Consider the following 23,544-nt stretch of genomic DNA (forward strand, 5'->3'; position numbering starts at 1 on the left):
GGAAACCGTATGGCTCCAGGAATACACCACCTTCCTGGAAGCCAAAAAAGACATCGACCGCTACATCCGGTTCTACAATGCAGAACGGCCACACTCTGCGTTGGGGTACCTGTCTCCAAAGGAGTTCCGTCAACGTTTTACCTCAAATGCGGCTTAAAATGTCTGGACTTTTGGGGTTCATTAAGGAGAGATCCCAAAGCGTGGGGTCTCTTTTTTGCTTTTGTAAAAGTTGTGTTGTCTTCACTCGGGGTAAATTTAGCGCCAGAACAGTGGGGAGTATGGGAAGACGTTTTTAATGCGATATGTGGAGCGGCTGTTGGACTTGGGATTTTTCATTATCATCCGAAGAAATAAGAACAACAATAACTGGGAAACCTGGCTATTTAGAGAGGATTTCAACAAGTACATGCGATTGTTAAAGGCGTAGCGGCTGCGTTATATGTAATTACGACAGGTATTGAAGTGAGAAAATTGTTTATAATTGGTGTCACATGTTGTATAATAAAAACAATTAATATTTTAAAAATTGTTTCTGCTACTTAATAAAAACCCTAGTATACTTACTTGAGTATACTAGGGTAAAATTGAGCCAATAATAACGAACCATCTTAGGTGTTTGGCGGATCGCCAGCTGAACGACGTTTATTTGTTGTGAATTCGTTTAGCATGAGTACTTCACCCCCTTTGTTGAATGTTTCAGCATAGGAATAAAAGAAGTCAAGAGCATAATTTTTAAAGGTGGGGTCTCCAATTTCGCGTAGGAAACTTGCTGTTATGAGAAGAAGTTCGTTTTTTTGGTCTGTAAAAGAGTGCTGTTTGGCTAGCTTTAATGCCTCGTTGAGATAATCTAGTGCTTTATCATGTTTTTTTAAGCTAATATGACATTTTCCTAAGCCTATAAGAGCTTGTATTTCAAGAAAAACATCATTTGTTTTTCTGCTATATTTCAAGGATTCTAGAAATTCCTTTTCAGAAAGTTTGATGTCCTCTTGTTTATAGTACAACTTTCCTAGCTGTGAGTAAACGTAAGCTAATAGATATTCCTTAGCAATTTTTTTCTTTAACTTTAATCCTGTTGTAAAACAACATTCAGCCATACTTAATTTGCCCATTTCAATATAAATACTCCCCAACGTCGTCCATAATTCCAGGGAACGTTCATACATCTTATCGATACGGGCAAGTTCAATACCCTTAAGTGCATAATTGATGGCTTGGGGAAATCTTTTGCCTTTAAATAACAGTTTCGCTTGCATTTCATACATATTTAATGCTGACTCTTTACTTTCGCTTATGTAAAGATTCATTGTATTAGCTGAATAATTGTTTAGTGAAAGTTCGTCTAATATTACTTGTGCATCACCAAGGCGGTTTAATTTTTCAAGATAAATCACTTTACTGATGAGAATTAAATGTTTACAATATTTTCTCTCGCCATTTTCAACAAAATATTTTTCTGCCTCCTCAGTATATCGAAGCGCCTGATTAAAGTTATTTTGGATGTACTCTATTGTACTTAAGTCTTGATAACAAGCACTTATTAAATTCGTGTATTTCATTTCAGGAAATTGCCGGTCGATTAAATGAATTGCGTTAAAAAAATGGTTATACGATTTTTTCCAATTCTTCTTTTTGAAATAACACTTCCCTTTCAGATACTCAATAATAGCATGATATGGATGTTTTTGTGGAATAGGAAATTCTCTTAACTGCTCTAACCCTTCTTCATAGTTTGCCAAGTCAATGGTATTTTCTATGGAAATCAGTTTTAATTTCAACTCTTCCATTAAGCTGCTTTCTCGGTTTTTTTGTTCCTTTTCCTTCTCCTGTATGTAAAATTCGGAAATATCCTCTTTTAAACCTAATTTTTTTAATGCGTATTTCATTTTATCCTCACTAACCTGTCCTTTTCCACTTTCTATATTGCTTAGTACGGTTTGAGATAAAAAAGAATCTACGAGATCACTTTGGCGTAAGTTTTTCGATTTCCTTACTTGACGAATAAACTTACCAAACTCGATTCTATCCACTCTATTCATTTTACATGAGCCTCCTAAAAAATTTTTTTACTTGTTGATGGGAAAAATCAATAATTTATTGCTAATTAACTGAATATATCGCCTATTTCGGGTGAGTAACGCCCGAAATTTTTTGTCCTAAACCGTTATTTGGTGAATATTATGTTTGATCAGAGTATAACTTCAGAAATTTGCAATAATTTTCTTAAATATTATATAATACAAACAACAAGTTTGGCAATATTTCCATATAAATGTTTTTTGGAAGGAGGAAAGTAATGTTGAAACTCCAAGTTGAAGGCAAAGCACACCAAGTCGAACCATTTCTGTGTGACCTAAAGCAACGACCACAAATCGAACTTCACCAAGAGCGCGTTCAGGAAATGGCTGATGACGATCGGATTTGTTTCACATGTGAAGTAGATCTGCAACCGTCACGCCGGGTAAAGATTGTTCATCTAATAACCCAAAATGGTGGAGAAATTCGGATGCCCTTGCTTGATGTCATTTACGCAGAAATTGAGGAAGGAAGGAAAATCCTAGCGGGAAAATCGTTTGATATCTTTGCGGATAGAAAAAAAGAGCCAGAAAAAATGGCTCAGACAAAATAAAGCTATTTTCCCCATTATATCATGGATAGGGGATAGAGGGAACCGAGTAGAAGGGGTTCCTAAATGATGAAGGAAAAAATTATTTACTGGTGGGATCAATCGGAACGAGTACTTATTGTTATTTGTCCTTCCAGAAATAGACTGAAAAGGATTAAAAATCCGAGGAAGATCGAACGTTTTTTGCAAGTGCATCAGGTCACATTGGAAGAGTGCAAGGGAGTTCATTGGGATTTTGACTACTCAGGTCTGTTCAGGAAATTTTGGTGGTAGGAAAACGGATTGTAATTATGGGAAAGTGGTAACACATCAAAGGATTGGATACTCGGAGAGAAATGCCGGGTATCCAGTCAGTTAAAGGGTGTTTGAAAGGTGTTGCGATTAACTGTAGAGGGACCTGAAGAGAAAGTGAGAGCCTTTTTGAAGGATTTCTCAATCCTTCCGCAACATAAAGTATTGGCTACGTCCGTACCTTACGAAGATGATGAATTGGCAAAAGGCGAGGTACAGATTCTTTGCCATTTTCGACATATCCCGCTGAGTGAAATCAACGAACCGATTTCCGTTACGTTTCAAACCAAGGATGGGAAGTATTTAAACTTTCATTTGTTGAGTGGGCACGTCATTCGGGATGGAGATACCATCTCAGTAACAGGAAGGGCCGCAGCTGGTCTGTTGAAGGAGTAGTAATATTGGTTCATAACAAAAAACGTGGTGATTCGTGCTTATGTACTAGGAGGTAACACTCGTGATGGTTGGCTTAGGTGTGATTGGGGTTTTATGTGCTCTAGGGAAAATGATTTTCTTACTAAGGAAAAGTAAAGATCCTCTTTTATATGAAATCGCTGATAAAACCTCATTTTTTGATTACTTTCTACTCTTGATGACTCTAATGATTTTTTTATTTGACATGGACGACGTTATTCAGCTACAACTCCTCGATCTCTTTCTCGTTGTTGGGATTGCAAACACAATCATGACTTTTTACTTTGCCAGAAAGATAAAGAAAAGGGTTCGATAATATGATCAAGCAAACAGAAGATGAGTGGTTACTGGAGATGAGTAAGCGATTTCCGAACTTAAGAAAAGCGACCTTTGAATGTCCACAGTGTGGTCATGTTCAGCCGATTGAGGATTTTCTTAATCTCAATCTCGATACAACCAGGGCTTATAAGGATTGTCTGGGACGATTTCGGTTGTGAGTTTACTGTAGATGCCGGAGCATGTTTATCTGATAATGTCCGGATAGTGGTGGATTGAAAAGGCAATGAATTTAAGGTGTTTAATTTTATCTAGTCGACATCAATTTTACAAAACACGTATTATTTGAAGGAATTGACCAGTAAACCATAGAAAAGTATTTAGTAAATATATTCTAGATTATTAATATTCTGTCAGGGGGGTTATTAAATGGAAATCTATATTGCTTCAGGTTCGGGAATTGATGTGGAGAACCATCGTTTTGAATTGGTCGAACGTAAAGGTGTTGGTCATCCAGATACTATATGTGATGCAATTGCAGAGAGAGCATCACAATATTATTCTCGACACTGTATTCAAAGATTTGGTCGGGTTGCTCATCATTGGTTTGATAAGGTTATGCTGATCGGTGGTGAAGCGGATATTGACTTTGGAAGAGGTGAATTGATAAGACCGTATATTGTCATCTTTGCCGGTAAGGCCGCTTATGCTTTTGGGAATCAGAAAATACCTGTTTATGAAATATTGCATCAAGCAGCTGTAGATGTGTTGTCAGAGGTATTAACGGACTTTGAACCTTCCAGAAGCCTTGAGATATCTGTACAAGTTGTCGACTATTGTGGACCGAGTCGAAAAAATTCTCGTTATCGTCCAATGGTCTTAGATGATTTAGTTTCTCTTGATGATAAAAACCGTATTTCAAATGATTGCAACTTGTTGTCTGGGTACGCACCATTGACTTGTCTTGAACAGATGGTACTTTTCTGTGAACGATATATAAATAGTGCAGAATTTAAGCGAGTCAACCCGGATACAGGTTGGGATGTGAAAGTATTAGGGAGTCGTCATGATGATAAGTTTAAGCTGTTAGTGAATTTGCCTTTCATTGCAAAGTATATTCGTTCGAAATCTCAATATATTCATCGAAAAGAAGAGGTTACAATGTTAATCAAGGAAAATATTATAAAAAAATTCAAAAAGGATATCGATATAATAATAAATCCAGATGGAGATCGAACAAGTCGTCCATATTTAACAGTTTTCGGATCTGTTGCAGATACGGGAGATGTTGGTGTTGTGGGGCGTGGTAACCGTATAAACGGATTAATTACCCCTATGAGGTCTATGAGCATAGAGGCTCCTGCAGGTAAGAATCCACTCGATCATACAGGAAAACTTTATGGGATACTTGCTCAGCGGTTAGCAGAAGAAATTTATAGTATTTATAACAGGTCAGCTGAGGTGAATATATTAACCTCAAAAGCAGCTTCTTTATATGATCCGGATGAAGTTATTGTACACATTGAGGGCTGGACAGGGAACGAGGAAGATAAAGGAACATTAAGAAGAATTATTGATTCACGTATTAGGTCCGTGGACAGTATTACTGAAGAGTTAATATTTAAAGGGATCACTATGTGGTAATTTCTTTGAATATATACGAGAGTGGGGTGGTGGGCTTTGAAATCTGAGATTTTGGAAGCTTTAGGTGAATGCGTGGCTAGGCCAGAAGAACCATTAGCGTTTTGGATATATCCGTATCATTTTAATCCTAAAACCGACACAAAAACCAACCAGTTCATTTGCATGTTAAAACCAGAATTATGCAGAATTCAGGATGGAGTTAATATTCAAGGGGTATTGGAATTAATTGAAAATAGATTTTATTTATGGGGTGTTCAGATAAGAGCTATTCGAGTATTCTCTGCAAAATATTTAGAGAAACACGATCTCATCAAAAAACAGTATTCTGTATTAAATAAAGTGTCGAAGTATGGATTAGAAGCATGTCCCGATATTGTAAGAAAGCGATTATACCAGATGTTTCCGCAAATCAAAGATAATATCTGCAAAGTAGAAGGTAGTTTTCAAGTTTTAAAAAGATACCCCAGTTTGTCTCCACTTGCATTAGAAGTTCTTTCACAAAATGTTAAGACAGTTAAGCTTGGCTCTGGGGTATATGCTATTTCCTTAAAAATTGATGGTACAGACTATGTTGTCCTTAATCCCTTCTATCCTTGCCAATTGGATTGGTTTACAAAAGAAGGAAATGCAGTAGTAGTATTTGAATGTCTGTCATCCAGAGATCTAAAAGATATACGTCAGAAATTGGTTGGCGATATTAACCCATATTTGGCCGCACAAGAATCGTTAAGACATCTATTGTTGAAATATAACAAGGAGTTTAATTTGTCAAATGTAAGTATTCGTTTTAATGGAATTCACATCTCCCCAGGGCCTGTAGAAGGATTATTTGGTATTATCCGTTATTTCAGTGATGTACATCAAGACAAGTTAGTTCATATTCAAGATACATCTTTCGGTAACTTGTTGATGCAAAATGGCATGGATAAAGATCAGATTACGAAAATGGAAATCAACCCCATTTTATCAGTAGGAGAATCCAATGTACCGCTATTTGAACTCACAGAAGAAATGAATTGGACAGATGCTATAAAAATTATGCATAATTGCTTTTTAAATTGATGATTAGGAATGCCCATGGGGGGATATTTAGTATGACCAGAGAGGGTGGAACGAACGAGGCTCAGCTTGCATTAGAAGTGTTTACTCGATTTTTTATGGACAGTTTTACAAACATAGATCCACTTCAAGGTGCTAGTCCCAATCGGGTTTGGTTGATAACAAGCAGTTCAGGAGATTATGTATTAAGGAAGTGTGTTCGAAATAATGATAGAGAGTGGCTTCTGCACTTGGAAAAACTGACAGATATGTTATTACGCTACGAATTTCCTGTTGCCCCAATATTAAAATCTCGACAATGTGATCGAACTATTTACCATGCAGGATATCATTGGCAGTTAAGGCCCTATGTTAAAGGGAGATTTTTTCAGCTTGGTCAAGATACTGATATGGTCGAAGCCATACGCATAATTCTTGATTTGCATAATATTAAAAACTTGCCGTCAGGTCCTCCTAATCCCAATATCGGTATTGAGTATTGGTTAGAACACCCTGATGTCTGCTTAAAAGAGACAGAAATTGAACTATTAAATTGTTGTAATAAAGAACAAGTTACACAGCTCTCATCTAAATATGCTGATATCCTGGAAGATTCACTCTCATTACTTTCATTTGATTTGTATCAGACCCTTCCCTATGTTCTTACACATGGAGATTTTCATGGGACGAATTTAATATTTAGTCAAAATCGAATTATTTCAGTGCTTGATCTTGACACGATTGAAGTTCGACCACGTATTTATGACCTGGCAATAGCAGCATTTTTCTTAACACGAAAAAAACGTGGGAGTTTTGCTATTGATCCTAGACGTACAAAAACATTTCTTCAAACCTACTCGGCACATAATAATCTATCTCTCCTTGAGTTACAAGTGATTATTCCTATATTACAGCTTCATTTTTTGCCTACCGGTCGCTATTTGCGTCTTATGTATACTGAAACTCCCGAACTATTAAACTGGTATCTCGACTGGTCTTTAAACGCCGCTGTTTCTGTTAAAAGACTCTTAACTTCAGTGATTAAGACAATTTGAGCTTAATGATAGGAGGTGTTTAAGATAGGAGAAAAACGTGTTGCTGTTGTTTCAGGCGCTAATCGAGGCATTGGAAAAGAAGTATGTCGGCAACTGAAAATTAAGGGTTACCAAGTTTGTCTGACTGCTCGCAATGAAAATGATGCACATAGAACTGCACAAGAGCTTGATTGTACCGGGAAGATGGTTATTGGTCATCAACTTGATGTCACTGATCAAAAAAGTATCGAATGTCTCAGAGATTTTATTACACAGGAGTTTGGCAGAGTTGATGTTCTAATAAATAATGCAGGTGTGTTTTTGGATAATGAAATGAATGGCCAATATCCAAGCATATTAGAAATGGATGCTCAACTATTGATATCTACAATGGAAGCGAATGTGTGCGGAGCATTAAGTCTAATTCAAGTCTTTTTTCCGTATATGAAGCAGGCTAACTACGGAAGGATTGTAAATGTTTCAAGTGGAATGGGAAGGATCGCAAGTATGCAAGTAAATGAATCAATTCGACGAGATTTGCGTAGTGGGCCTTTTTACCGAATATCTAAAGCGGCCCTGAACATCGTGACTCGTATAATTGCAGCAGAGGCCGCTGGATTTAATATATTAGTAAATGCTGTTTGTCCTGGCTGGGTTCGAACACGAATGGGGGGATCAAGGGCAGTCCGATCTGTTGAAGAAGGTGCTAAGGGGATCGTATGGGCGGCAACATTGCCCAATGATGGTCCATCAGGAGGTTTTTTTCGAGATGGAAAGAGCCTAAATTGGTAAATTGTTTTGTCAGCGGGTTATTCGAAAATATATTTGAAAGGTTGTGTTTATTTTGCCTAATAATATTCGGGTCGCAATTGCTGGAGTTGGATCATGTGCTTCCAGTCTTATCCAATTGGTTGCTATGGCCAAAAGAGAAGAGGCCGGTCAAAGCCTTTCTGGAATTATGCATGAGGAAATCGGCGGTTATAGAATTAAGGATATTGATTTCGTTTGTGCTTTTGAAGTAGATCAACGAAAAGTTGGATTGGATCTGGCTGATGCGGCTTTTACCGAGCCAAATATTGCAAAAAAACATATAGATATTCCTTTGCAAAATGTTATTGTAACAGCTGGACCACTTCTGGATGGGATTGATGGGCACCTTTCTCAAATCATTAGACCTGCGGAGCAAGCGCGTCAAGTAGAGACAAAATATGTTACCAAGAAATTGAGGGATGCTCAGGCAGATGTTTTAGTCTGTTATTTGCCTACTGGGTCATATGAAGCAGTCAGGGCTTATGCCACTGCTGCATTGGAGGCAAAAGTTGCTTTTATTAATGCAACCCCGGAGCCTGTAGCGACCGATTCGTACTTTCAAAAAAAATTTCTTGAAGGCGGAGTACCATTACTGGGAGATGATTTGAGGAGCCATCTTGGGGCCACAACACTTCATACCGCATTAATTGAGCTTTTTCAATCTCGCGGTATAGAAATAACAAATACGTATCAGCTTAATTTTGGTGGCAATAGTGATTTTTTCAACCTTTCATCGCCGGGAAGGTCAACCAGCAAACAAAAATCTAAACGTAATGCATTGAATGCAGCCGGGATTGATGCAAGTAATGTCTCTGCCGGTCCAAATGGATATATACAGTACCTCGGTGACAATAAGGTTTGTTATCTGCGATTAGAAGGGCGTTCTATTTTGGAGTCTCCTATTTCATTAGAATTACGGCTTGAGGTTGAAGATAGTCCGAATTCTGCTGGTGTAGTTATTAATGCAATTCGCGTTGCACAGACTTCCAAAAATTTTGGTTTGTCCGGCGTTATTGATGAAGTTTGCTCGTTATTGTTTAAAAGTCCACGTTACGGTGCTACGGAATCTGAGGCTCTAAACCACTTTTCGAATTTTGTTAGAAAATATTCTGGAAAGGAGTTTTTTAGGTTAAATTCTAAGGAGGAAAAAATAGATGAAAGGGATTAAAGGGAAGGTAGTTATTGTCACTGGTGGAGCCCAGGGGATTGGTCGAGCAACATGTGAAGCATTTATTTGTCATGGAGCAAAAGTCGTTATTGCTGATATTAATAAAGAGGTAGGTAAAAAGACTGAACAGGAATTGAAGAAAAAAGGTGGTGCTGTACTTTATGTAGAGACAGATACAGCTAATGAAAGTAGTGTATCAAACATGGTCAAAAAAACTACCGAAATGTTTGGTCGAGTCGACATTCTAGTAAATGGTGCAGCAGTATTTATTATGCGTGGAATTGAAGCGACTGTTGATGAATGGAGAAGAATCATGGATGTAAATATCATGGGGTATGCATTGTGTGTAAAACATGTGGTCCCGGAAATGGTCAAAGTGGGAAAGGGAGCAATTATCAATATTGCATCAACATCAAGCTTCATTGCCCAGCCTAAATACCTGACATATAATGCTACCAAGGCTGCGGTCGCTAATATGACTCGTTGTATGGCGTTGGATCTAGCCGAACATAACATTCGTGTCAATTCTGTATGTCCTGGAACGGTTTGGACCAAGAATGGAGAGGAATTCATAATGAAAACTATGGGGTTAAACCGAGAGCAAGCTGATTTACATCCGGAAATTGGTGGTGCTCATATGCTTAAACGTACAGCTGATCCGGAAGAAATTGCTTCTGTAATAGTATTTTTGGCTTCAGATGAGGCTAGTTTTATGACGGCGGAAAATGTAATGGTTGATGGAGGGTATACGGCTCAGTAGGTTACTACAATAAAGGAGATTAAAAACATGAAGTTTGATTTGCATACTCATCATGATCGGTGTGGTCATGCAATTGGAAATTTAGAGGACTATATTAAAACAGCTATAAATTATGGCCTTCAGGTTATTGGTATTTCGGACCATTCCCCTTTCTTTGCAAGTCAAGAGGATCATTTGAAACCTTGGGTAGCTATGGCTAAAAGTGAGTTTCCTAACTATGTATGTGAAGTGCTACATCTCAAGGAGATGTATCAAGATAAAATAGAGGTTTTATTGGGAGTAGAGTCAGACTTCTTCCCTGAATATATAGACATTTACAAAAATATTTTCGGCAAGTTTCCATTTGACTATATTATTGGTTCAGTACATCGAACTGGCGGCATTAATATATTTAATAAACAACGATGGGAAGGATTAAAAGAATCAGAATATTCGAGAGAAAAGGAGATTTATTATGCTTTAATACAGGAATCGGCAAAGAGTAAAATGTTTGATATCCTTGGACATATAGATGCAATCAAAGCACGGTGTCCTTATTTTTCTCAAGTCAAAACGGATATAGTGGATGAAACATTAAAGATTATTGCTGAATGTGATGTGGTTATTGAAGTAAATACTTCGGGAAAGACGAAAGATTGTGGTGGATGGTATCCCTCGGATGAAATACTTGAAAGAGCGTGTTTCTATGGTGTAAAAGTAACCTTCGGTTCAGATGCACATGAACCTGAACGTGTTGCAGATGATTGGGAAAAGGTGAGGACATTTTTGATGGAGATTGGTTATAAAGAGTGGGCAATTTTTCGGAAACGAAAAAGGGTGCTTCTATCTTTATAAAGCTCTTGTTCGTAAAGCAAGAGCTTTTTTCTTTTAAATCCAAATCAGAGCTACATATTGACAATATTACTAATATAAATAAAATGGTAAGCGTATTGAAAAAAATGGCAGAATGAAGGTGATTAAGATTAATAACGAATTAAAGCGTGTTGATGTGGTGTATGTATTGATTGCAGATAATCAAGGTGAAAATATACTAATGGTTCAAAATGAAGAGTCTTGGAGCCTTCCGGGCGGAAAGAGAGAGGATGGTGAGACTTTTAAGGAAGCTGCAATTCGTGAAGTAAAAGAAGAAACGGGCTTAGATGTTGAACTTGATGGAGTTGTTAATATCAATGAACGTATCGCTAAAGATCATGATTTATTTATCACATTCCGGGGTAAGATCGTGGGTGGAGAAATTATGCTCGGAATTGATACCGAAATACAAAAAGTAGAGTGGAAATCTATAAACCAAGCCCAGGAATTAATGCCTTGGTATGGTGATCTAAAAGCATTGCTTTCAAAGCATGCACGCTATTTAGCTGAGTGACTATATATTCGAGTTTTTAGTCAATGAATTAACAAAGCTATTGAACTCACTAGTAGATTTAATACATATGTAGGTTATATTTTCCCTAGCCTCTTTGAATAGTTCTTCAACAAATTCTCGGTTATTCTTATGACTTCTGATGATAAAAGGGAGAAAATCTCCAAACAAATGGGCTAGGTTTTCACGGTTCCCATTCCAGAGTTCCTTCCCTTTTACTACATTTGTAATAGTTCTCGATACTATCCTAAACAGAGTAATGTGCATTTGAAAATCTAGCCAAATGAGGGTATCTGCTCGATTCATTATTGGTTCCTTCACATGGGGATACAGCCCTTCAATGATCCATTGATCTAGGCTGCATATTTTGGAAATGCTCTCTAAAAATTCATGATCCCTTGCTTTTGTCCATTTAGGTCCCCAAAAATATTGGTCAAGCTCGTAGTGAGTGATCTTTAACCTTTTACTCATTATTTCAGCAAGAGTCGTTTTACCAGATCCGGAACTTCCCACAATCCATATACGATTTCCTATTTTCGGCCTAAATATATGTATCACCTCAGTCGGTATAACGGTCTAAATGAATCATACCAATTATTTTCACTTGTTTCAAAATAAAGTGCAATAGTTGTTAATCCAGAAGGAGACCATAGTGTAAGGTTCTACGATAGCTCACAACAAGTGTTGGGGATTATTTATAAACCGAACTTTGCTATCCTTAAAAGACGACTTCAAAAATTGGGCGAATTATGTTAGGGCGTGTCTGGTGAATATTCTATGATTCCGTTCTAGAATGAAAATTAACACAACATTTCAGGGAGACTGTTTATCGTTAATGAAAACTATGGAGGACGAATCCATAGACCTTATTTTTGCAGACCCGCCATTCAACTTAGACAAGAAATACGAATCAGGTATAAACGATAAGGTAAGCGAACTAGAATACCTTGAGTGGACAGAGAAATGGGTATTAGAGTGTGTAAGGTTACTTAAACAAGGTGGTTCTCTATTTATCTGGAATCTACCTAAATGGAACACTTACATATCCAGTTTATTAAATCATTACCTTGACTTTAAACATTGGATAGCCGTTGATATTAAATACAGGCTTCCAATAAAAAACAGGTTATATCCTGCTCACTATTCTCTTTTGTATTACACTAAAGGTGAGAAAGCGAACACATTTAATGAACAGAGATTACCGTTAGAAGTATGCAGGCATTGTTATGGCGACATACATGACTACGGTGGTTATAAAGACAAGTTAAATATCAAAGGAATTAATTTAACGGATATATGGTCAGATATTCCTCCTGTTCGTCATAGTAAATATAAAACAAGAGGGAGTAACGAACTTTCACTAAAATTGCTTGAAAGAATCATTAGTCTTGCGACGAACGAAGGTGACATAGTATTTGATCCATTCGGTGGAAGCGGTACAACATATATCGCAGCTGAAATACTAAAAAGACGTTGGATTGGGATTGAAATAGGATCTACCCAGATTATAAAAAATAGATTTGACGATATTGAATGGCAAAGAGAGTATGTTAAACAAATTCAGGAAAATACTAACACTTTATTTACAGAGGAGATGAAGTTAAAACGGAGACAATTCGGTCACTGGTTACCAGAAACACTTAAAAGTAAGGGTGACAATAGTAAATCGAAGAGGGAGAAAGTCCAGAAGGAGGAAATTCAGTTCAAACTTAACTTCTAGTGAGGAAAGGTGCCAGAACCAACCAGTGCTTAAAACGAGTGCTGGTCTTTTTTCTGTATGTAATATAAATCATCATGTAGATGACGTGTATATCATTCCGTTATTAGTTTCCAATAGTTCGCTAACGTCTGGCCACATCTTTGGACAAATAGACTTCCGTTCCTTTCCCCACGATCCGACCGTTCTTTCTTACTGGCTGTGCTGACCTAGGCGGTAGACTTTTCTTCCTTTTCGAAAAGGATCGTGGGTTTGTTTGATTAATGAAAGATAAAATTGGAGCGCTATAAAATACGACATAAAAATCCTCCACTTAGCCTGGAAGGTTACCATTGTGGAGGAATTAGAACTTTTTGTGATAACAATAAACCCCACCTTCCATCAATTCCCGCTTGACATAATATATTGCTATAAAAAATACATAGCGGAAGGTGAGAGGAATTTGAGGAGACTTGATGCAAGTAAAGTTTTTCAACTCTTCATCATCGTTTTTCTCTTCGCATTTGTTGGCATAGGGATTTTGGGGAGTGACCAAGCTTTTGCGAGTGGAAGTAGCTTTAACGTTCCCCACGTGAATGATCACTTTGAAAAGGTTCAACCAGGCCCGGCATCGGAGAAAGAACCGTCATTGTCTCAGACGCCTCAAAAAGAGCAGGGAACGTTGGATTGGTTGACGAAACCTTTGAAGAATGTGTGGAATTGGACGAAGGAAAAAGCCTCAGAGGCCTGGGAATGGACCAAGGAAACAGCCTCCACCATATGGAACTGGATGGATAAGGTCATCGCGAAGATCAGCGAAGTCGTGGTGGATGCCCTTTCTGCTGTCTGGAACTGGATGATGGAACATAAGGGAATTACCATTACGATTTTAAGTATTATTGGTATCATCGTGGCCATCGTCGGTTTCGTTTTTGAGGTTGCTATTGCCGCCTTAGTCGGCGTTGGGGTTTTGTTGGGTGAAATTGTCAGTGCACTCATTTCATGGTTTTCAGGAAGCGGATTCCTGAGCGAGGAGATGCTTCGGGACATCATTATTGGGGGAATTGCCGGAGGAATCTCGGGACTGGCCGGTTATTTTGCAGAATTCCTGGCCGAATTCCTGATCGGAGAAACGGGGGTTCTGGCTTCGATCGGCTCCAGAATCCCCTGGCTGAGCCGGGCTTTTCCCAAAATGTTCGGTAATGCCGTGATGGCGGGAACGGACCAAGGCATAACAGATTACCTGAAAACGGGTAAATTCAATCTGAAAAGGGCAATGGTGGCCGCTGCGTTCGGTTTCTTCCTTGGCTTTGGCGGCTGGTACATAAGCGGCCATTTAGATGGCATTATTACCAAAATCAACGGGCTCAGCCTCTCGCCGGCATTCGAGGTATTTCCAGATGGAACTGCTTCTGCACCAAAGACAATCGGCGATACCCCATTCGGCCAGTGGTTACAGAAGTTTGCCAGCAAGTCAAATGGTAAGAAGTATGCCAGCGCTAGTTTTGAAGAGGAATCTTTATTAAAGAACAGTATCCGAAGTAAATTTGGTGAGGAAGAAGGAAAACGAAAAATAGATGCCTTATTTCGGGCGGTTTACAACAAAGCGTATAAAGAAGATCCAGTAAAAAGAGGTACTTTTGGTTTGCCAGATGACATCGTGGTAGATAACGGAAAAATCATTATTGTGGAGGAAGCAAAGCTGTATTCCAAAGATGCCATCAAAGATCTGGCTCTGTTAGCAGAGAAAAAACCTAAACAATTTATAGAAGAGGGTCTTATCGTTAAAAATAGCAAAGGAAATGAGTTTAATGCCTTTATTCAGTTATATAAACATAAAAACGCGATCGATTATCTAAATCAGCACTTGGATGACCCGACTATTCAAGAGAAGGCACGGGAACTTGGCATAACTCAAAGAGCAGATAAAGTCGAATATTATATCAAGGTTCCCGATTGGGCAGAGGATGAAGATATGAAAACGATTGTGGATACTTTTAAGAAACAGCTTGGCATTGTTGTAAAATACCGTAAGGTTAAATTTGGAAAATGAGATACTGATTTCATAAGGATGCAATGGTAAAAACGTGAAGTGAAAAGGGGAACTGACCAATGGATGAAAAGAATTATTTAGCTTATACCGGTTGGGGAGGCTATCTGGTGGATGGTTATTGGAACGCGGCAATCAAAATATGTGAAAAGTTATTAAAACATTGGGGAGGAATACAAGCAATAACGGATTATAAGGTGGGGGATATTGCAAGAGAGATCAAGGATTTAGCTGAATTCAGAAATATTGTTGAGACCCGGTTGAAGAATTTTGACGCCTTTAATGTCGTTTTTTTTAATCCCGTGGTTCAGGAGGAGCCCTATGTTCACCGCATGTTTATCAGTGATTCTGTAGTGGCGATTTCGGAGTATGATGGTGGGAAGTATTTCAAGGAGAATTCGGCGTTAACCGATCATTTTATCACGGTGATGAAAGACATTGCCCGGATCAGGGAGATTCAGGATCTGTGGTTGGGGAACTTGCGGGCTGGTTTTATGGGGAATATCTATTTTCTTTATCGCCCTGAAAAAATCTATGACTATAGGGCCTCTCTGGAACCGCATCCGCAGTTGCAAGAGTTATTAAATCTTTTGGAAGCTCACTTACCGAGGGAAGTCATTGTTGAAACGATTGTCCGGGAAATCGGAGAAGACTGTGTGGAGTATCTTGACAACGGCAAGATTTTTGTGCGTTTTTATGGGGAGCACTTATTTGATGTAAAGGTGGATAAGATTGCCTTATTGAATCAGATCCGAAAAAGAGTAGAAAGTTATTTAGACAAAAAAAACATACACTTTAAGCACCTCGTTTATTAAGAAAAACAAAAAATTCCCAATGATACGTTCCATTCTTTGTATACTGCCTGCCCCCAAACGAAAGCTTTTGAATCGTGAATCGTTTGGGGTTTTTAATCTGTTCCCGTCAGTTAAAGATAAGCAGGTATGTATTGAACAGGCAGAAGTTATTTCTTTTTCAGATGATGAGGGTTTAATACAATTAGTGAAATCGAGAGCTCATGGAACGATCAGACATACCGGTGGTCGTCAGATTTGGAGGGGGAAGACGCTAATAATTACAAAGTGAGGGATTGACATGGATGAAAAAATGAAATTACAAATGATTGACGGGATCAATAAAAGCAAAGATATTGTCATTGGTCGTTTTCGTTTTATGTTTCAATACCCTTTTCATCCTGATACTACATTTATTCTTTTGGAAATAGATGGTTATTACGGGGATTTTGGCATTTCTGTCACGCAGATGAGTGGTTGGGGAAGACAGTTAAATACCAATGCGCATGGAGAAGACGATTCAGATTTAACTGGATTTATTTTTCATATATACGATAATATCGATCAAGATGAGTCAGAGATTGTGGAAGACGATGAATTGGTAGAAGAGATAGATGAATTTGCAAAGGACTATTTTGTTTCTTTTTTTAAAAAGTGTTTTGATGAAGCCGGCGGAAAACAGTCCAAGCTCCCTTATTATTTGTTTTACCCGAATTCCGGAGATACCTATGATTTGTTAAATGACAAATGGACTTACCCACAATAATTATCTTTGCCAGAGTTAATAATTCATTGTTGCCATTTGTATTAGACAAAAGCCCATTCACCTGTGAAGATGGTTCAGGGTATTGTCTGAAAAGCATTTCTTAAATAATCCGGAAATTCGATAGATGCTTTTTCTAACTCATGTTATGTTAAAATCATAAATAATATTGCAAAGGAGTAGCTAATATGAACATTTGGGAATCTCACCAAATAGAAGAGAAAATTCGTGAAGTTTTGCAAGATGAATACAAGGGAGATCATCATTTTGGGAATCCTCTAATGACGGCATATCAAATTGCGATTGGCATTTGCAAACGATATCCTGATCTGTTGGTGAATATTGATATGCAAATTGGGGGAGAAGGCGTGGACAAATCCTTTGCACGCTATCTGGCGAACCAACTTTCTAAGAGAATAAAAAATGGAACAATTTCCGATATAGAAGGTTTTTCGATCTCGGGCAAATACATAAGGGAGATTGATTTCAGCGACCATGAGCATGTTGAACGTGAAGCCAATATCGGAAGTGAATTTTCTGCTTTCCGGTTGAAAGGCTAACCATTCTGATGGTGGAAGTAAAAAAGACGATCCAAGGAGATCATCATGTCTTTTCAAGAATAAGGAGAATAAAAACATGGCTACTTCCAAAAGGTAGCCATGTTCTTGGAGAGATTGGATTTGGGTTTAGCGTCTTCATGTTTGAAGAGAATACTCTCCCCTTTCCTGCAACGGAACCAGATCCACTCATTAGCGGGGATATTCAAACTGACAGTTGGTTTACCTTTATTTTAAGCACTGATTATGTTACAATAAATAAAATTAAAAAATTTTAAACAATTGGATATTACGCAAAAATCATTTGTAGAATGATTGAATAGTATTTTAAATTGATATGTCTAATTTAGGTATCATGGAGGGAACATCTTGAAGCAGTTGGTTAGAATACTTTTTTTTCTTGTTTTATTGGCATTTATAATCTTCCTTGCATATGAAATTATTCTTTATTTGGCAATTCCGGATAGTACAGGCACCGTGGATTGATAACTTTTTTATTTATTAATTCTAAGTTGACAATTTTCCTTTTTCCAGTTTTGAGAAATTCGAAGCAATACTCCATTACTGACTATAACTTTATTTTGTTCGTAAACATAGGAGCGCTTTTTACCTGTCAAAGATCCATGAACAGTCTGCAGTTTTTCATCATCAATGATTTTTTTTAATTCATAGCAAGGGTAGAGTTTCTTTCCATCATAGTATCCGACAATGTAGTAATCACGAAAGGTTGTCATGATGACTTGATTAGTCGGGTTTCCATTTAAATATATAACAGGGAGTTTTTGCGGGTTTGTTGTTGGTAAGGAATATACAAGGAAAAGGAAAAAAAGAGTGGAAATCGTTGCAAAAAATAATCTAGTTCCAATTTTTAGCATTTTTACTGTTGAAAATATAAAACCAATAATAACTATAGGTATTATAACAAGAAAGCTAAGGCGGATCTCTCCTTTGATCATCACAATCAAAGTAAGCAATAAATATAATATCATTAATACAACCAGTAAGATATTTGAAAGTAATTCGTTTTTTCGTTTTAGGAAAACAAAGAACACATATATATTTACTGATATTATGTAAAGTATGAGAAAGATGGCTAGTAAAAAAACAATTTCAAACTTAGTGCTACGAACCAGATCAATTTCCAAGTAAGTGTATGGTATTTCCCAATAAGTGAAAAATCCAAAGTGGTAAGAAAAAGTAATAAGAAACCAAACTGTTAATAATCCTGCTACGATAAGTTCTGCTTGCAAAATGTTTGCTATGAAGGGATGTTTTTCGGTAAATGGCACTTGCTCTGTTTTATGTTCATATTCAGGAATCCACAATTTTTGTCCGCCTATTTCTGTTACTTTCCATTTCATGTGCCAGTCTCCCTTATCAGAATTTATTGAATAATTATAACATAATTTTTAAAAAAAGGGGTGTAAGGTGGAGGGGTTACGATGAGAAAAATTATTGGGGTGGTAGTGTTTGGACTATTTGTCCTGTTTATTTTTTTCTTGTGTTTTAATGCGACCCCAGCTACAGAAACAGAAAGCGCAGTGTCCAATCCAACAGAAAACCTGCCTCCAAATTATGCAGCACCAGCTCAGAGGGCCATAGGATTTTCTGAAGATGAGTATAAAGAATTGATTAACGCGTTAGGAAGCGAGAGGCTTGTACACGAGTACATTTTCAAAACAGGTAAAATGATTCCTGGAACTATTTTGATTACTCCTGAAAGTTCTAAGGTTTTTATAGGAGACACCATTCGCTTTGGACATGCAGCGATCGTGGGGCCAAGTGGCGATAAGGTGATTGAGGCACCGGGAATGAAAGAGAAAATAAGAGAAGTTCCTCTTTCAAAATGGATTAAGAGATATAAGATGTGGACCGCTTATGTGGTCAAAGGAGCGACCATGGAGCAAAGAGTGGATGCCGCTAAATATGCTCTTCGTCAAGTTCAGGAAGGAAAAGGTTATGTCAAAACTGTTCGTGGGTTGCTTTATGATAAAAAAAGTGAGGAAGCTTTTTATTGTTCCTCTTTAGTTTGGCGTGCTTGGTGGGAAGCGAGTGATGGTAAAATAGATATTGATTACAATGATAACCAGGCTGTTAATTGGCGGGATGATCCAACAATAAGCAACTTATCGCTTTTGGATTTTGCTCGCTATTTAGACTACAATAAATTTTACGAAACAGTATTTCCTGTCGAAATCATCAAGGATCCTTCAGTTGTTCCTATAGCGCAAAGTGTGGATGCTAATTGGTATCCAATAACTGAAGCAAAATTGAGCTTTAAAAATGAATTTGCGTATATTGGTTTGGGATGGAAAGACATTAGAAAAGCAGAAGTTTATCAGTCAAAAGGGCACCACTATGAACTTTACGTTGTGAAAAATGAAAGTTCTGCATCAGCTAAAATTTGGTTTGAAAAAGCAAATGGGGAAATCATTAATCGTAATCTGTCACCTGGTGAAACAGTTGACGGACAACATTTTGATACTCCTGCCGGAAATCATGTTTGGCATATAGAGTGTTCGAAAAGAAAAAAATGCAAAATTCAAGCAATGATAAGATCCGTTGAGTAACCAACTATTAATTTTGGTCAGGCGATTGAGCCCGCTATTCCCCGCCAAAAACATTAAAGTCGTTGGTGTATCGTTATTTTACCGGAGTGTTAACGTTCATTGACCGGTAAATGTAGCGGTACACTTTTTTTATTCCGCCATTAACCTCCTAAGATATTATTTGCGCGTGCTAAGGAGTTTTTATGGGCTGGAAACATTAAGCGGTAAAGTGAAGGTAGAGGTGGGCGAAGCGGGCTAAAGAACATGGATATGGAACAACGGCCGATGAATTTTAAAACTTCAGGGGTTACCGCAATATACAGTGTTACTTTACCTAACCGATTCGTTCACTGCTTTTTTATAATAGCACAACTATTCCTTTATTTTGTTCGAATAATATTGAATTTTTAATTCATTTATTTTAGAATATTTGTATCAAGTAAATAGAAGGGGTCTTTATGAAGCATTTTTATTCTCAACAGCCTACGGAAAGAATTTGCTTAAAAGTAGAATATTCACCTGTTTGGGAATCGATTTTGGGCATTGCCGGATACACGCATACTCAGTTTCGACACACATTCGATTTGGATGAAAAATGGAAAGAAAATCAGGATTCCATCCCTGCATCACTAGCAAAAAATTTGAAAGTGATAGAGGAAACTAACTTCTGGTATGGGTTACTTATGCTCCAAAACAAACTATCTGCAACCTCTATTCGAGATTTTTCGAATAGACTCGCCAAAATGCCAATTGATTTCTTATATGATACACTTCTGCCTTACAAGGATCGAAATACCGAACCAATGAGAAAAGCGGTAGCCAAGCAATATAATAAAGGTGAGTTTTTTGAGAAGTATGCTTCATATTTTGAAAATCACGACTATTTGGGTGGATATGTACGCGCTCTAGGTCGCTATTCACGTCAGGAAATTTGCGACCTGTTCAACAATACATTGAATGAATGGTACAAGTGGGTATGTCAACGAGAAGAATGGGAAATGTGGACTCGGGCACTTGCCTTTGAACAGAAGCGATATAGTTCACTGGACATTGAGAATCCCATGGAAGAGATCGAAAGAATTACGGGGGGAATAAAGTATTGTCCCGAGCCTTCTGTCTGGACTGTCAAATTGATTCCACATATATCGTATCGTCCGTGGATCTTGGAGTTACGCTCACCCGATACGAAGCTTTTCTTTTACCCTTTGAAGGAAGAGTATTTGATGGAGCCAGGTATCCCGCCGGCTGAATTAGTCCGTGGTCATAAGGCGTTAGGAGATGAACTTCGCTTGAAATTACTTTATCAACTACTAAAGGGACCGTTATCGCTTCAAGAAATGAGTGTTCAGTTCAGTATCTCTAAAACCACGCTGCATCATCACCTCTCTTTATTAAAAGCAGCAAAGTTTATTCGGGTTGATAAAGGGATCTATTCTGCAAATCCAATGCATATTCACTCCTTTACTAGACAGCTCGCTCAGTATCTTGGAGATCTTATATGAAGTTTTTATATGAAAAAGTGCTCTTTTTGATTTTGAAAGGAATAAGTGTGCCCTTCCTGATCAAAGAAGAAAATGCTCGAAACATACAGTTGATTCGGGGCTGGGCCTTTCATTGGTTATATTAGAAGTATTGCGGGCTTGAGGTATTTTGCTTTAAAGTCTAGCCTGCTTGATAGCTGCAGAGAAATCTACGCCGTGGCATTGCATCAAGAAAAGATGGGGACGTATTATACAGCGAGTGTTGATAGGATTTAACAAGTCAGAGGAGGGCATGGAAGAAATGGTATCTTCGATTTGGAAAAATAAAGATTTTTTATGGCTGTTCACTGGAAGAACCATCTCGCAGCTTGGTACATCAATCACCACTTTCGCAATTCCTTGGTTGTTGCTGCAACTAACGGGTTCGGCAATACAAACTGGCATAGCCTTTGCAGTTGGGTTTGTCCCTTATTTATTATTATCTTTGCCAGCAGGTGTTTGGGCTGATCAACACAATCGTAAGACGATGATGATTATAGCAGATAGTGGACGCTTAATATTACTTCTATCAATTCCGCTTACACATCTGCTTGTTGGAGAGATTCCGGTTTTTTTATTGTATGCTGTTCAAGCCGGTGTAAGTATGTTTTCAGCACTGTTTGATGCTGCATATGGAGCATGTTTACCGAATATTGTCGACCGGTCACAGTTACAAGAAGGAAATGCCGCCTTACAGACAGGTTTTTCAATGAGTCGAATTGGTGGTCCGGTAATTGCAGGAATACTCATTTCGTTACTTGGTGCGGCTAATACCCTTTTATTCGACGTTGCCTCTTATGCCGTCTCTATCCTCACGATCTTTTTTATCCGCGCTTCCTTTTCCGAAGTATCAAAACCAAAAAATCAGACTAATATGCTTGCAAATATTAGTGAAGGTGTCCGATATATTTGGAATATTAAAGTAATACGAGTTTTAGCTTTATCCTCTATGCTTGTGAATTTAGTCGGTCCTGGTATGGATATCGCCTTAATTTATCGTATTAAAAACGAATTGCATTTAGCATCTGACTGGGCAGGGATTATTATGGCTGGATTAAGCTGTGGAATGGTTGTAGGGTCTCTTGGCATAGGTCAGGTGAAAAAAAGATTTAGCATGGGAACCTTAATGATGATATCAACGATTGGGCTAGTATTGCCGCCTTTTATATTGACACTATCCACAAATCCGATTGTAATTTTACTTGTCCAGTTTCTTATCGGATTTATGCTTGTTGCTTGGAATGTTCAAACGACAACCATTAGGCAATCTGTAATTCCGGATCACTTACTTGGCCGATGTGTTAGTATTTTTAGATTAATTGTATGGGTTTCAGTTCCGGTAGGGGGTACAGCCTCAGGATTTATAACCGAAAAATGGGGTGTTTCAATATTCTTTTTGTTTGCGGGATGTGTACTGTGTGTGGTTTTTCTCATTTTCCTGAAAACAAAATTGCACAGTGCAGCTGAATCTTATTTCAAAATAGAAGTGAGTTCGTATAAGAAATTGCAATGAGCCACTCACTTTCCCCTGGTAGAATGGGGTTGCCACAACATCCACAGAAGGAAGAGAGTGTAAAATGGCTTAATCCAAGTTCTTAGATGAAAAGGTTTTGCATGGCCTGTTGCAAAAAGATGAGGGATTTCTTGGAAAATAGGTTTAGTGATGTAACGGCCGTTTCGTTGCCAAAACCCCTATAAAAGCAGCGTTTTGAACCACTAACGAAGTGGAAACCAACTTGCTAATTGAATCCCCTTTTTGTTGATAGAGTTTGTATTAAGAACAACAACCATTGTTTTAATGGTAGCTTGTTCTTCTTATTTCGTGAGTAAAGTTCTATTAGGGTAGGAATAGTTGGTTGATATTCTACTTTCTCAAGTACACCATCTATTGTAGTGATCCGGCCAAGCAAAAAGCCAATGTCTTTTCTTTCCTGTAAGAACTTACTAGCTACCTGAATGATCCATTGAGAACTAAGATCATGTCTTCCTTCCTTTTCTTCAAACCATTCAGTAAATGGAGTTCCCCAATCAATGTGCACATAGGGCATTGTTCGTTAAAAAAATAGATATTCACTCCCTGCATCTGTCAACGCCAGGATTAAATTGACCCACTTCAGCCGGTTTAAAATTGACCCACCCCGGTGCCTCATTTAGCCTTTGAAGGTTCCCCGTAAACTCCACTCGTCAGCTTCTC

General features: G+C 37.9%; 25 protein-coding genes. 23 read left to right on the forward strand and 2 right to left on the reverse strand.

The window, feature by feature from the left end; translation table 11 throughout:
• The coding region (locus tag I8U18_RS18365; protein WP_198056521.1) for an integrase core domain-containing protein at window positions 1-157 on the forward strand (157 nt) is incomplete at its 5' end.
• Between the two features lie 451 nt (window positions 158-608).
• On the opposite strand, the gene I8U18_RS16435 is transcribed toward I8U18_RS18365, so the two are convergent.
• Window positions 609-2,039 carry a tetratricopeptide repeat protein gene (locus I8U18_RS16435; RefSeq protein ID WP_198059926.1) on the reverse strand — a complete coding sequence of 477 codons (1,431 nt, stop codon included), beginning with the start codon at window positions 2,037-2,039 and terminating at the stop codon, window positions 609-611.
• A 257-nt stretch (window positions 2,040-2,296) separates the two neighbouring features.
• On the opposite strand from I8U18_RS16435, the gene I8U18_RS16440 reads away from it, so the two are divergent.
• The 19 genes from I8U18_RS16440 to I8U18_RS16525 all read left to right on the forward strand — a co-directional run bounded on the left by I8U18_RS16440 (window position 2,297) and on the right by I8U18_RS16525 (window position 17,559).
• Window positions 2,297-2,629, forward strand: coding sequence for a hypothetical protein (locus tag I8U18_RS16440; protein ID WP_198059925.1), 333 nt, complete (start codon window positions 2,297-2,299; stop codon window positions 2,627-2,629).
• A gap of 369 nt (window positions 2,630-2,998) precedes the next feature.
• Window positions 2,999-3,313 (forward strand): hypothetical protein, encoded by a 315-nt coding sequence (locus I8U18_RS16445; protein WP_198059924.1) that lies wholly within the window; start codon window positions 2,999-3,001, stop codon window positions 3,311-3,313.
• A 61-nt stretch (window positions 3,314-3,374) separates the two neighbouring features.
• Window positions 3,375-3,647, forward strand: a complete 273-nt coding sequence (locus I8U18_RS16450; RefSeq protein ID WP_198059923.1) for a hypothetical protein — start codon at window positions 3,375-3,377, stop codon at window positions 3,645-3,647.
• Between the two features lies 1 nt (window position 3,648).
• A complete protein-coding gene (locus I8U18_RS18370) occupies window positions 3,649-3,828 on the forward strand; it encodes a VVA0879 family protein (RefSeq protein WP_370589420.1) in 180 nt (59 codons plus the stop codon).
• A 208-nt stretch (window positions 3,829-4,036) separates the two neighbouring features.
• A complete protein-coding gene (locus I8U18_RS16455; RefSeq protein WP_198059922.1) occupies window positions 4,037-5,251 on the forward strand; it encodes a methionine adenosyltransferase in 1,215 nt (404 codons plus the stop codon).
• 36 nt (window positions 5,252-5,287) lie between these two features.
• Window positions 5,288-6,313, forward strand: coding sequence for a hypothetical protein (locus I8U18_RS16460; RefSeq protein ID WP_198059921.1), 1,026 nt, complete (start codon window positions 5,288-5,290; stop codon window positions 6,311-6,313).
• 32 nt (window positions 6,314-6,345) lie between these two features.
• Window positions 6,346-7,344 carry a phosphotransferase enzyme family protein gene (locus I8U18_RS16465; protein ID WP_198059920.1) on the forward strand — a complete coding sequence of 333 codons (999 nt, stop codon included), beginning with the start codon at window positions 6,346-6,348 and terminating at the stop codon, window positions 7,342-7,344.
• Window positions 7,345-7,359: 15 nt separating this feature from the next.
• Window positions 7,360-8,115: an SDR family NAD(P)-dependent oxidoreductase gene (locus tag I8U18_RS16470; protein ID WP_370589421.1), complete on the forward strand. Its 756-nt coding sequence runs from the start codon at window positions 7,360-7,362 to the stop codon at window positions 8,113-8,115.
• A 43-nt stretch (window positions 8,116-8,158) separates the two neighbouring features.
• Window positions 8,159-9,301: an inositol-3-phosphate synthase gene (locus tag I8U18_RS16475; RefSeq protein ID WP_370589422.1), complete on the forward strand. Its 1,143-nt coding sequence runs from the start codon at window positions 8,159-8,161 to the stop codon at window positions 9,299-9,301.
• Window positions 9,288-10,061: an SDR family NAD(P)-dependent oxidoreductase gene (locus tag I8U18_RS16480; protein WP_198065068.1), complete on the forward strand. Its 774-nt coding sequence runs from the start codon at window positions 9,288-9,290 to the stop codon at window positions 10,059-10,061. The genes I8U18_RS16475 and I8U18_RS16480 overlap by 14 nt, the downstream gene beginning before the upstream one ends.
• 27 nt (window positions 10,062-10,088) lie before the next feature.
• Window positions 10,089-10,895: a histidinol-phosphatase gene (locus I8U18_RS16485; RefSeq protein WP_198065069.1), complete on the forward strand. Its 807-nt coding sequence runs from the start codon at window positions 10,089-10,091 to the stop codon at window positions 10,893-10,895.
• A gap of 118 nt (window positions 10,896-11,013) precedes the next feature.
• Entirely contained in the window at window positions 11,014-11,427 is a 414-nt protein-coding gene (locus tag I8U18_RS16490; RefSeq protein WP_370589293.1) for an NUDIX hydrolase, read from the forward strand.
• Between the two features lie 832 nt (window positions 11,428-12,259).
• A complete protein-coding gene (locus tag I8U18_RS16495; protein WP_232336435.1) occupies window positions 12,260-13,144 on the forward strand; it encodes a DNA-methyltransferase in 885 nt (294 codons plus the stop codon).
• A 331-nt stretch (window positions 13,145-13,475) separates the two neighbouring features.
• A complete protein-coding gene (locus I8U18_RS16500) occupies window positions 13,476-15,173 on the forward strand; it encodes a hypothetical protein (RefSeq protein WP_198059932.1) in 1,698 nt (565 codons plus the stop codon).
• Between the two features lie 59 nt (window positions 15,174-15,232).
• Window positions 15,233-15,985 (forward strand): hypothetical protein, encoded by a 753-nt coding sequence (locus tag I8U18_RS16505; RefSeq protein ID WP_198059933.1) that lies wholly within the window; start codon window positions 15,233-15,235, stop codon window positions 15,983-15,985.
• Window positions 15,986-16,004: 19 nt separating this feature from the next.
• Window positions 16,005-16,253: an HNH endonuclease gene (locus tag I8U18_RS18375; protein ID WP_370589288.1), complete on the forward strand. Its 249-nt coding sequence runs from the start codon at window positions 16,005-16,007 to the stop codon at window positions 16,251-16,253.
• Between the two features lie 9 nt (window positions 16,254-16,262).
• Complete coding sequence (locus I8U18_RS16515; RefSeq protein WP_198065071.1) at window positions 16,263-16,727, forward strand: hypothetical protein; 465 nt, start codon at window positions 16,263-16,265, stop codon at window positions 16,725-16,727.
• A gap of 185 nt (window positions 16,728-16,912) precedes the next feature.
• Window positions 16,913-17,284: a hypothetical protein gene (locus I8U18_RS16520; RefSeq protein WP_198059936.1), complete on the forward strand. Its 372-nt coding sequence runs from the start codon at window positions 16,913-16,915 to the stop codon at window positions 17,282-17,284.
• An 8-nt stretch (window positions 17,285-17,292) separates the two neighbouring features.
• Window positions 17,293-17,559, forward strand: coding sequence for a hypothetical protein (locus tag I8U18_RS16525; RefSeq protein WP_198056485.1), 267 nt, complete (start codon window positions 17,293-17,295; stop codon window positions 17,557-17,559).
• 216 nt (window positions 17,560-17,775) lie between these two features.
• Here I8U18_RS16525 and I8U18_RS16530 read toward each other — a convergent pair whose 3' ends face one another.
• Window positions 17,776-18,642 (reverse strand): hypothetical protein, encoded by an 867-nt coding sequence (locus tag I8U18_RS16530; RefSeq protein WP_198059688.1) that lies wholly within the window; start codon window positions 18,640-18,642, stop codon window positions 17,776-17,778.
• An 81-nt stretch (window positions 18,643-18,723) separates the two neighbouring features.
• Between I8U18_RS16530 and I8U18_RS16535 the strand changes: the two genes are divergently transcribed.
• The 3 genes from I8U18_RS16535 to I8U18_RS16545 all read left to right on the forward strand — a co-directional run bounded on the left by I8U18_RS16535 (window position 18,724) and on the right by I8U18_RS16545 (window position 22,863).
• Window positions 18,724-19,851 carry a YiiX/YebB-like N1pC/P60 family cysteine hydrolase gene (locus I8U18_RS16535; RefSeq protein ID WP_198056483.1) on the forward strand — a complete coding sequence of 376 codons (1,128 nt, stop codon included), beginning with the start codon at window positions 18,724-18,726 and terminating at the stop codon, window positions 19,849-19,851.
• A 437-nt stretch (window positions 19,852-20,288) separates the two neighbouring features.
• The gene (locus I8U18_RS16540; RefSeq protein WP_198065072.1) at window positions 20,289-21,332 is read left to right on the forward strand and encodes an ArsR/SmtB family transcription factor; all 1,044 of its coding nucleotides are present in this window, start codon (window positions 20,289-20,291) and stop codon (window positions 21,330-21,332) included.
• Window positions 21,333-21,603: 271 nt separating this feature from the next.
• Entirely contained in the window at window positions 21,604-22,863 is a 1,260-nt protein-coding gene (locus I8U18_RS16545) for an MFS transporter (RefSeq protein WP_198065073.1), read from the forward strand.
• The last annotated feature ends 681 nt before the right edge of the window (window positions 22,864-23,544 follow it).

This window comes from Thermoactinomyces sp. CICC 10522 (assembly GCF_016055075.1).
Lineage (GTDB): Bacteria > Bacillota > Bacilli > Thermoactinomycetales > Thermoactinomycetaceae > Thermoactinomyces_A > Thermoactinomyces_A daqus.